The 10,446-nt window shown below is 42.8% G+C and carries 8 protein-coding genes; 2 read left to right on the forward strand and 6 right to left on the reverse strand.

The window, feature by feature from the left end:
* Positions 1 to 364: 364 nt before the first annotated feature.
* The 6 genes from RTP55_RS10885 to kdpF all read right to left on the reverse strand — a co-directional run bounded on the left by RTP55_RS10885 (position 365) and on the right by kdpF (position 8,418).
* Complete coding sequence (locus RTP55_RS10885) at positions 365 to 1,042, reverse strand: response regulator (protein ID WP_100271281.1); 678 nt, start codon at positions 1,040 to 1,042, stop codon at positions 365 to 367.
* Between the two features lie 11 nt (positions 1,043 to 1,053).
* Positions 1,054 to 3,804, reverse strand: a complete 2,751-nt coding sequence (locus RTP55_RS10890; protein WP_312386033.1) for a DUF4118 domain-containing protein — start codon at positions 3,802 to 3,804, stop codon at positions 1,054 to 1,056.
* Positions 3,805 to 3,827: 23 nt separating this feature from the next.
* Positions 3,828 to 4,448: a potassium-transporting ATPase subunit KdpC gene (gene kdpC / locus RTP55_RS10895; protein ID WP_312386034.1), complete on the reverse strand. Its 621-nt coding sequence runs from the start codon at positions 4,446 to 4,448 to the stop codon at positions 3,828 to 3,830.
* Positions 4,449 to 4,464: 16 nt separating this feature from the next.
* Complete coding sequence (gene kdpB, locus RTP55_RS10900) at positions 4,465 to 6,513, reverse strand: potassium-transporting ATPase subunit KdpB (protein ID WP_312386038.1); 2,049 nt, start codon at positions 6,511 to 6,513, stop codon at positions 4,465 to 4,467.
* Between the two features lie 115 nt (positions 6,514 to 6,628).
* A complete protein-coding gene (gene kdpA / locus RTP55_RS10905; RefSeq protein WP_312386035.1) occupies positions 6,629 to 8,338 on the reverse strand; it encodes a potassium-transporting ATPase subunit KdpA in 1,710 nt (569 codons plus the stop codon).
* On the reverse strand, positions 8,338 to 8,418 hold the full coding sequence (kdpF, locus tag RTP55_RS11090; protein ID WP_072092986.1) for a K(+)-transporting ATPase subunit F: 81 nt from the start codon (positions 8,416 to 8,418) through the stop codon (positions 8,338 to 8,340). The genes kdpA and kdpF overlap by 1 nt, the downstream gene beginning before the upstream one ends.
* A gap of 520 nt (positions 8,419 to 8,938) precedes the next feature.
* Between kdpF and RTP55_RS10910 the strand changes: the two genes are divergently transcribed.
* Together RTP55_RS10910 and RTP55_RS10915 are read left to right on the forward strand one after the other, a co-directional pair.
* On the forward strand, positions 8,939 to 9,106 hold the full coding sequence (locus tag RTP55_RS10910; protein ID WP_239743874.1) for a hypothetical protein: 168 nt from the start codon (positions 8,939 to 8,941) through the stop codon (positions 9,104 to 9,106).
* A gap of 6 nt (positions 9,107 to 9,112) precedes the next feature.
* Entirely contained in the window at positions 9,113 to 10,081 is a 969-nt protein-coding gene (locus RTP55_RS10915; RefSeq protein ID WP_312386037.1) for a 5-methyltetrahydropteroyltriglutamate--homocysteine S-methyltransferase, read from the forward strand.
* The last annotated feature ends 365 nt before the right edge of the window (positions 10,082 to 10,446 follow it).

The raw sequence follows: 10,446 nt of genomic DNA on the forward strand, positions 1-10,446 counted from the left end.
CAGCGGTTTTTTCATATTAGAAATTCCTAAGTACTAATTCATGGGTGCTTATTGGAATAGCTTTTTAATAAGTCGTCAAACATACATATTGTAATTTTATGATAAAGTAAACAATTATCAATATTCTAAAAAGTGTTCGTTTTTTAGACAGATGAGATTTAATTAAAAATGTTGCAAAAAATCCCTTAAAGTATTATTTTTCGGTTTTCTGTGCTAACCTCATTATAAACTTACGTAGTAATCCCATCAATTAAATATCAAAAAAATGTATTCAATATTATATGTGATCCGAATTCTATGCTGATCCTTATCACGCAATATGCTAAGGCTTACACAAAAATTTTTGCAATCTCAATTGTTAAATTTACATTTTAAGCCGATAGCCAACGCCAACCTCTGTTAAGAAATGCTTAGGTCGTGAAGGATTGTCTTCAAGCTTTTGTCGCAAATTTGACATAAAAATTCGCACATAATGCCCTTGGTCTTGGTGCCCTTTACCCCACACTTCATCAAGGATTTGCTCATGGGTGAGGACACGCTGAGAATTGCGAATCAGTACTGTGAGTAAGCGATATTCAATGGGCGTTAAATGCACAACCTCACCATTTTTACTCACCTCACGTTGACTAGTATCAATACAAATATCACCCATTTGAACGATAGCATCACTGTCTTGGTTATTCTGGTAACGACGCAGCAACGCATTCACCCGCGCTAACAACTCACCCATACTAAAGGGCTTTGTTAGATAATCATCCGCTCCGTAATTAAGCGCTTGTATCTTATCTTGCTCATTACTACGTGCGGATAAGACGATAATGGGCAGTTTTGACCAAGTACGGATATCATTGATAATCTCAAGTCCATCACTGTCTGGCAAGCCTAAATCAAGAATAATTAAATCAGGGCGACGTGTTGCCGCTTCGATAAGGCCTCGTTGCCCAGTTTCTGCGGTATAAACGACCCATGCTTCGTCTTCTAATACTTTTTTAATAAAACGGGCAATATGGGGCTCATCTTCAATGATTAAAATCGTTTTCATAGGTTCGTTATCTAGGTCGGTAAATTCTCATAATCTGAGGGTGAATTAATCGAAATATGCGATTGATTATGTAATTGGCTAGCAAACTGTCGTTGTTCGATTTGGCTAGGTTGAGGTAGTTCTATGGTAAAACATGCCCCATGCGGTACCACATTGGTGACGCTCAGCGTGCCCCCCAAACTTTTTACCAGTTCACGACTTAAGGCTAAACCCAGCCCTAAACCGGTTACTGTGCTTTCTGGATTACCACGAGTAAAGCGTTCAAAAATCTTAGTTTGCATCTCAATGGGTACACCATCACCGGCATCAATAACATTAATTTTAAAATCATTTTGGCTGTCTGATAGTGCTTGAATATGAATGGGTGACCCTAACGGTGAGTAATTAATGGCATTGGTGAGTAAATTATTAAGAATTCTTGCCAATAATAATTCATCGGTATAGATAAATTGTAGGGCGTCTGGAATATCCACAATGATATCTCGAGTGCCAAGAGCAAACTCTAATTGAGTTAATATTCCACCAATCAATTCTTCAAGGCTAATCCATTGTTTATTAACGCTTATACCGCCTGATTGCAGTGACGCATAATCTAAAATATTGACCACCAAACGTCCAATGGCCCTACTTTGCTGTTGGATATCTAATGCTAGTTGATGCTGTTCTTGCTCAGTTTGTGTTAGTTGCAATAAACTTTCAGCGAGCGTGGATAATACCGCAAGCGGTGTGCGAATATCATGGGACAATGCCGATAACAGCGTTCCTCGCAGCTGCTCTGATTTTACTTGAATCACCGCTTCTTGAGCAACTTTTGCCAAATAAATTCGCTCCAATGCCAAGGCAATTTGGGCAACTGCCACATCTAAAAAACGCTGTTGTTCAGGCTGATTAAAATAACTGGTATCTTTGGGCAAGACGGCAATTACCCCTAATACTTGCCCTGAAGCTGCCAGTGGACGGTATTGCATTTTGTTCGCCGTAAGCGTGTTGGTGCCAAATCCTGCAAGCTGATTATGGTCATATACCCACTGCGTCACTGCCCAATCAAATTCTGACGGTACGGCGGTATCACTCACCAAGTTTAACCGACCTTGATTGTTGGGCGTGACAACTAATGCATAACTGGCTAAATGTTGTAATAACCACAGCGTCGCATGGTCAGCAATCTGTTCAGTTTTACGTGCCGCACTTAAGCCTTGGCTTAATTCACTTATCGATTTGGCTTGCAGCTCACGACGACGAGCGGATTGGGCTTGAAACCGTAACCCAACCGCTAAGTTATTAATTAATAAAGAGACGACAATCAACACCCCAAAGGTCAATAGATATTGTACATCGCTTACCGAAAAAGAAAATTTTGGCTCAACAAAGAAAAAATCAAAGCTTAATACGCTAACGATAACCGCAAAAATCCCAGGAAAACGACCGAAACGTACCGAAACAAACACGATTATCAGTAAGTACAGCATTAAAACATTAGCTAAATCCAGCCATTGGGTGAGTTTAGCAAGTGAGGCAGTGACCAACGTACAACCCACGGTTGCGACCAGATAGCCCCTTACGTTATGGTTTGCCCATAACTCTTGATAATTCGGCGTTTTGCTAATGAGAGAAGCTGATGTATTCGGGGTGGTGTCAGCCACTTGATTAACTATGATTAAGTCAAGCTTGGTGTCTTGTTTACCGATTTGCTCGATCAAAGAATTTCGCCAACACCCCAATTTGGGTCGTTGTTGTCCAATAACAATGCGTCCAATATTAAACTGATGGGCATAGCTCGTCAGTCCTTCAGCAACACTATTGGCGGTAATAATCTGGGTCGTTGCCCCCATGTCTTCCGCTAAACGTAGGGCATCTAAGATTTTTTGCTTATTTTTGGAAAGGTTAGATGGGGTTTCCACATGGGTCACATACCATTTGGTATGCAAGCTACCCCCAAGTCTAGCAGCATGGCGAATCAGGCGTTCATTATTACCAGTACTACTTAAGCCGACTAATAGTTGGTCTGTGGTGTTCCATATTGGTGAAATCCGTGCCTGTTTACGATAATTGCGCATATCGGTATCAACACGGTCAGCAGTACGACGCAGTGCCAATTCACGCAAGGCTATCAGATTGCCTTTGCGAAAAAAGTTTTTTACTGCATTTTTGGCTTGATTGGGCAAATATACCTTGCCTTCCTCTAACCGTGTTAATAGTTCATCGGCAGGCAAATCGACCAACACCACTTCATTGGCAGCATCAAAAAACCAATCCGGTAGTGTCTCTCGCACCGCTATGCCGGTGATTTGATTGACCACATCATTAACACTTTCTAAATGCTGTACATTTAAAGTAGTATAAACATTGATGCCTGCATTGATTAGCTCTTCCACATCTTGCCATCGCTTAGGATGACGGGAAGTCGGCACATTGCTATGGGCCAGTTCATCAACCAACAGAATATCTGGGTGAATCGCTAAAGCGGCATCGATATCAAATTCTTTAAGGGTTTGTCCTCGATAGTCAATTTGCTTGAGTGGTAAAATCGTTAAGCCTTCGAGCAATGCAGCGGTTTCGCTACGTCCATGCGTTTCCACAATGCCGACAAGTACGTTAAAGCCCTGAGCTTGGGCTTGTCGTGCTACCATCAGCATATCGTAAGTTTTACCCACACCTGCTGATGAGCCAAAGAAAATCTTGAGCTTGCCTCGGGTCGTGGTCAACGTCTCTGCCTCAATTTGATTGAGCAGCTCATCAGGGTTGGGGCGGTTATCAGTCATGCCTTACTCTTACGCTTACTTTATTATTGTGACTTAGCCAGTTTATCTAAAGCCACGTTGACTGCCAAGACATTGACAACCGGCTCACCTAAAACGCCAAATAGTGGGGCTTGGGTATTATCACTAATGGCTTTTTTAACCGTATCTACGCTAATGCCTCGTTGTTTGGCAATACGACCCACTTGCCATTCAGCAGCTGCAGGTGAGATATGGGGGTCAAGACCACTGGCAGAGGCAGTCACCAAATCAAGCGGTATTGGGGCGGTATTGGTGGGGTCGCTTGCTTTTAATTTGCTAACGGCGGCTTGCACATTTTTCGCCAGCTCAGGGTTTAGAGGACCTAAGTTACTGCCCGTTGAAGCTTTAGCATCGTATTTCGCCGCTGACGGGCGTCCCCACAGATATTTAGGGTCATCAAAGTTTTGCCCAATTAGGCGTGAGCCAATCGTTTTACCTTGGCTATCTTTATATAGACTACCATTGGCTTGCGTTGGCATCATCAGTTGCGAGACAGCGGTCATCCCCAACGGATACAGCACCCCTAGAATCATGCTTAAGATGATAAACAACAGCAATGCCGGTTTTAGCATGGCAAATTGAATGGCAGATTGGTTATTATTATCGGTATAGATTGTCGTATTCATCGTATTTCCCCTCAGGTTACGCCAAATGCAAGGTGTTTAAAATCACATCAATCACTTTAATCCCAATAAATGGCAGTATTAATCCACCTAAGCCGTAAATTAACAGGTTGGTGCGTAGCAACGTCGCTGCTTTGGCAGCACGGTATTTCACGCCTTTTAACGCCAGTGGAATCAACGCAATGATGATTAACGCATTAAAGATGACGGCAGATAAAATGGCACTGGTTGGGCTGCCTAAATGCATGATATCTAACACTTTTAACGCAGGGTAAGTGCTGGCAAAGGCAGCAGGAATAATGGCAAAATATTTTGCCACGTCGTTAGCAAGGCTAAAAGTCGTTAAAGCACCACGGGTCATTAGCATCTGTTTGCCGGTTTGCACCACTTCAATGAGTTTGGTGGGGTTGGAATCTAAGTCCACCATATTCGCCGCTTCTTTTGCCGCTTGGGTACCACTGTTCATGGCAACAGCCACATCGGCTTGTGCCAAGGCAGGGGCATCATTAGTACCGTCACCAGTCATGGCAACCAGTTTACCTTGCTCTTGGTAACTACGAATACGAGCCAGTTTTTGCTCTGGGGTGGCTTCTGCCATAAAATCATCAACGCCTGCTTCTGCGGCAATCGCAGCGGCGGTTAAGGGATTGTCTCCAGTAATCATCACAGTACTAATGCCCATGCTACGCAGTTCAGCAAATCGCTCTTTAATGCCTGTTTTTACAATGTCTTTTAGCTCAACCACACCCAGTACTTTTTTACCATCGGCAATGACCAGTGGCGTACTACCACGGCGAGCGACTTCTTCGACTTGGTGTTTAATGTTGTCTGACATGATGCCACCTGCCTGTTCAACCCAGCGGGCAATGGCATCAAAGGCACCCTTACGGATTTGTCTGCCGTCCATATCGGTACCACTCATCCGAGTTTGGGCAGTAAATTCAATCGCTTCGTAAGGCCGAGTTTTAAAATTAGCATCAGTCAAATTAAACTGCTGTTCCGCCAGTTTAACAATACTGCGTCCTTCTGGGGTTTCATCGGCCAGTGACGCAAGCATCGCTGTTTCTGCCAATTCACTGGCAGTAATACCTTGTGCTGCCACAAACTGCGACGCTTGGCGATTCCCGTAAGTAATGGTGCCTGTTTTATCGAGCATTAACACATCGACATCGCCTGCGGCTTCGACCGCACGCCCTGAGGTGGCAATCACATTGGCTTGCATCATACGGCTCATCCCAGCGACGCCAATGGCTGATAACAAACCGCCAATCGTGGTCGGGATTAAACAAACCAACAATGCCACCAAAATCACCAGCGACGTTGGAATACCTTGACCTGACGCTTTGACGGCAAATTGTGAAAAAGGCAGTAACGTGACGCACACCATTAAAAAGATAAGCGTCAATGCCACCAATAAAATGGTTAACGCAATCTCATTGGGCGTTTTACTGCGTTTTGCCCCTTCGACGAGTGAAATCATACGGTCTAAAAAGCCTTGTCCAGCCGCTTGGGTAATACGAATGATGAGCCAATCTGACAATACCCGAGTCCCACCCGTCACCGCATTAAAGTCGCCACCGCTTTCGCGAATCACAGGGGCTGACTCTCCCGTAATCGCTGATTCATCCACCGAGGCTAAGCCTTCAATCACTTCACCATCGGCAGGAATCACTTCACCGGCTTCCACCAATACGATATCGTCTTTATCCAATTCTGTGGCAAGCACGGTCATGGTGGCAGTACGGTCTTCGATATTAAGGAGTTTACGGGCTTTGACGTCTTGACGAGCCTGTTTAAGGCTAGCGGCTTGCGCTTTGCTACGTCCTTCTGCCAAGGCTTCGGCAAAATTGGCAAACAAAATCGTAAACCATAGCCAAAGGGTTACGCTCAAATCAAAGCCAAACTCTGAGCGATGTTCGGGGGAAATTAATGCTTGAATCGTTAGTAACGTGGTTAAAATACTGCCCACATACACCACAAACATCACCGGGTTACGCCACTGTACTTTAGGGTTTAGTTTAGCAAACGTTTCTTTTAACGCAGGTTTGACCAATTCAGGGGCAAACATGCTTTGTGGTGTTTTTTTATGATGAGGTTCATTCGGCTGATGGTTTGTATTTATGGGCTGATTAGGACTAATAGTTTGTGTCATGATAAATTCCTTTAATTTGAGTCTGCGACGGCTACTGGTGCATCCAGATTTGCTCAATAATTGGGCCGAGTGCTAACGCTGGGATAAAAGTCAAAGCCCCAACCAATAACACCGTGCCGATAAGTAGCCCAACAAATAGTGGTGTAGTGGTTGGTAGCGTACCGTTATTGACAGGTAATCGTGGTTTTTTCGCCAGTGAACCTGCCAATGCCAGTACGGGTAAAATAACCCCAAACCGACCTACCAGCATGGCAATCCCCAACATCACATTATAAAAAGGAGTATTGGCACCCAGTCCTGCAAAGGCAGAACCATTGTTGTTTGCCGCCGAACTAAACGCATATAAAATCTCACTAAAGCCATGAGCAGATGGGTTAAATACCCCGGCTTGACCTGCCTCCGTCATCACACTAATCGCTGTACCGATGAGTACTGTCAACGGTGCAGCAAGCAGTCCTAATACCACCATTTTCATCTCATACGGTTCGATTTTTTTGCCCAAATATTCAGGGGTACGACCAATCATCAGTCCTGACACAAACACGGCTAAGATTGCAAACAACAACATGCCATAGAGACCGGCACCGACACCGCCGAATACCACTTCACCTAGCTGCATTTGGAGCATGGGAGCCAGACCGCCCATGGGGGTAAATGAGTCATGCATGGCATTGACGGCACCACACGACGCCGCCGTGGTAATAGTCGCAAACAGGGAAGACGCGACGATGCCAAAACGGGTTTCTTTACCTTCCATATTGCCGCTCATATCAGGCGACACCAGACCACTGACTTGGTTAGCCAACCAAGGGTTGCCTGCCAATTCACTGCTGACAGTGAGCCAATACATGCCTAAAAACAACAGCGTCATCGCCGACAAAATCACAATACCTTGACGCAGATTGCCACTGATTTTTCCTAAGCAGAAACATAACGCTGTTGGAATTAAGAAAATGGCGAGCATCTCAATAAAGTTAGAAAGTGCAGTAGGATTTTCAAACGGATGTGCTGAATTGGCATTAAAAAAACCGCCACCATTCGTGCCTAACATTTTAATCGCTTCTTGCGAGGCAACAGGTCCTAGGGCAATATTTTGGACTGCCCCTTGTAATGTGCTGACACTGACAGTTGATGATAAGGTTTGAATCACCCCTTGGCTTACTAATAACAACGTAATAACGATGGCAATGGGCAACAAAATATACAGATTGCTTCGCCACAAATCGACCCACGCATTGCCAATACCTTGGGCGTTTTTACGGGTTAACCCACGTATTAACGCGAACGCCACCGCAATCCCGGTTGCTCCTGATAAAAAGTTTTGCAATGACATACCTAGCATTTGGGTCAGGTAGCTCATGGTAGATTCACCACCATAGCTTTGCCAGTTGGTATTGGTCATAAAGCTGACAGCAGTGTTAAACGCTGAATGCCAAGTGGGTGCGGAAAATTTTTCTGGATTGAGCGGTAAAATGCCTTGTAGCAATTGCAACCCGAATAATGCCACTAAACCAATGATATTAAATAGCAAAATTGCTATGGCGTACTGTTTCCAGTTCATCTCACCACTGAGTTTGCCGTGATTGTCCACGCCTAACATCCCAAAACGGGAAAACCAGCGTTGTTCATTGGCAGATAAAGGGGCTTGCATCCGCTTCACCATAAATCCTGCTAACGGATAGGCAAGCATAAATAATACCCCAAGGTATAAAAGGACTTGAATGAAGGCAGAGGAAGTCATTAAAACTCCTCCGTTTTGATAAGGACGTACACCAGATAGATAAATAACCCGAGTGCCATCAACCCTGCTAACGCTTGCATAGCCAACTCCTTGATAGATTAAGCATAAAATTTGTCAATGCTTATTATTACCAAGAAGCTTGTAAATTTGCCGTTAATTGTTAAAGTGCAGATATAAAGAAAGTGTAAAGATAGGGTTTTTAGTTTGCAGATTAGTCTTTACAATTTAATAAGCTTTACCTTATAAATTTTAAGTCAATTCAACTCAACACTTAATAATATTGAAAATGGAGTAAGCAAATAATTGATTTTAAAAATATTATTTTAACATAACAAGTATTGGGCAAGTTGAGTTTGAAGATGAATCAGTTAACAATAGTGCTGTCGTAATAGGATAAAATATACATTCCTTGAATGTAAAACAAGTCAGTGACTACGCTAAGTGAAACTGCACGAAGGCTTAAAATGTATTACCAAACCCACAGTTTAGTAGTCAAAATATTAAACGCAATTCATTTTACCTTGAAAAATCAGCGTTTGTCTCATTAGCTAAAAACTCTTATAGTGACGCTTCAAGTTTTTTAACAAAAGCGAATCAACTATGAGCCAAATATTTGCGCAGGCAACCCCACGAACCCAAGCGCCATACCGTAACGATGTAGTAGGGTCGTTTTTACGCACTGACGCGCTAAAAAATGCCAAAACCGAATTGCAAACTGGCAAAATCAACCAAGCGGCATTTGACAAAATCCTAAAAGACGAAATCTAAAATCTTGTGAATCTACAAAAACGCCATGGACTGCACGCCGTGACCGATGGTGAATTGAGCCGCGTGTGGTGGCATTTAGATTTTTTAGCAGGACTAAATGGCATTGAGATGATTAGCCTTGAAAAATTTCCTGTTGCGTTTAAGGGTGCGAAACCTAAGGGTAACACCATTGCCATTGTGGGTAAAATCGACTTTAGTGACGACCATCCCTTTGTCAACGCCTATCAACTTTTAAAAGATTGTGCGGGTAATTACCCAACAAAATTCACCATCCCATCACCCAGTATGCTGCACTTATTGGCTTGTATACGTGATGAAAATTACCAGCCGATTGACCTTTACCAAGAAGAAAGCCAGCTATTTGATGACATTGCTAACGCATACATTAAAGCGTTAAACAAATTTTATGCGTTAGGTCTACGTAATTTACAACTTGATGACACAAGTTGGGGGCAGTTTTGCTCGCTCGATAAACGAGCGGAATTTGAGGCTCGTGGTATTGATTTGGATAAAGTTGCTAAAAATTATGTGACGGTACTCAATCGTATTGTAGATGCCAAACCTGACGATATGCAAATTACCATGCATATTTGTCGTGGTAATTTTCGTTCAACTTGGTTCTCTGAAGGCGGTTATGCGCCTATTGCTGAGGTGTTGTTTGGTACCTGCAGAGTAGATGGTTTTTTCTTGGAATATGATAGTGAACGCGCGGGAGATTTTGCACCGTTACAACATATCAAAAATCAGCAAGTTGTACTAGGTCTAGTCACGTCAAAAACAGGCGAATTGGAAGATAAAAACGTTATTATTGAGCGGATTAAAGAAGCAGCCCAGTTTGTAGATATTAACCAGTTATGTATAAGCCCCCAATGTGGTTTTGCCTCAACCGAAGAAGGTAATATTTTGACTGAAGAAGCTCAATGGGCAAAACTCGATTTAATTAAAGAGATTGCCGATGAGGTATGGGGTAACTAGTGACCTCTGCTGTCAACAATGGAGAAAAAAACTTGGTAGATTGATGTTATTTTATTTTATTTGACTTTGACGATGGATTCAGCTTTGAATGTTTAACTGTATTCTGTTCTTAGTCACGATAAACTTCTGTTTAGTATTCTAGGTTACCAAATATTTTCTTCCGTTTTTTTCAGCATGCATCAATCAGATTTAGTTATGCCTACCAAACTTTAAATTAATTGAGTAGAACGCATTGCTTTACACAACAATACTTTATACTTTCCTATTGTCATGTTTAAATAAAACCGCTTAAAAACAATCTGATAATAAAAAAGGTACTTAACCTATGATAATGAATAAAAACGTGAATAATAAATGGCATGCTG

It is taken from the genome of Moraxella sp. CTOTU47579 (assembly GCF_032004885.1).
GTDB classification, from domain to species: domain Bacteria; phylum Pseudomonadota; class Gammaproteobacteria; order Pseudomonadales; family Moraxellaceae; genus Faucicola; species Faucicola tetraodonis.

What these genes read in the sequence shown, in the direction of transcription:
- kdpF (WP_072092986.1), bottom strand. Translation starts at nt 8,418, where the DNA reads ATGCAAGCGTTAGCAGGGTTGATGGCACTCGGGTTATTTATCTATCTG.
- RTP55_RS10910 (WP_239743874.1), top strand. Translation starts at nt 8,939, where the DNA reads ATGAGCCAAATATTTGCGCAGGCAACCCCACGAACCCAAGCGCCATAC.
- RTP55_RS10885 (WP_100271281.1), bottom strand. Translation starts at nt 1,042, where the DNA reads ATGAAAACGATTTTAATCATTGAAGATGAGCCCCATATTGCCCGTTTT.
- kdpA (WP_312386035.1), bottom strand. Translation starts at nt 8,338, where the DNA reads ATGACTTCCTCTGCCTTCATTCAAGTCCTTTTATACCTTGGGGTATTA.
- kdpB (WP_312386038.1), bottom strand. Translation starts at nt 6,513, where the DNA reads ATGTTTGCCCCTGAATTGGTCAAACCTGCGTTAAAAGAAACGTTTGCT.
- RTP55_RS10890 (WP_312386033.1), bottom strand. Translation starts at nt 3,804, where the DNA reads ATGACTGATAACCGCCCCAACCCTGATGAGCTGCTCAATCAAATTGAG.
- kdpC (WP_312386034.1), bottom strand. Translation starts at nt 4,448, where the DNA reads ATGAATACGACAATCTATACCGATAATAATAACCAATCTGCCATTCAA.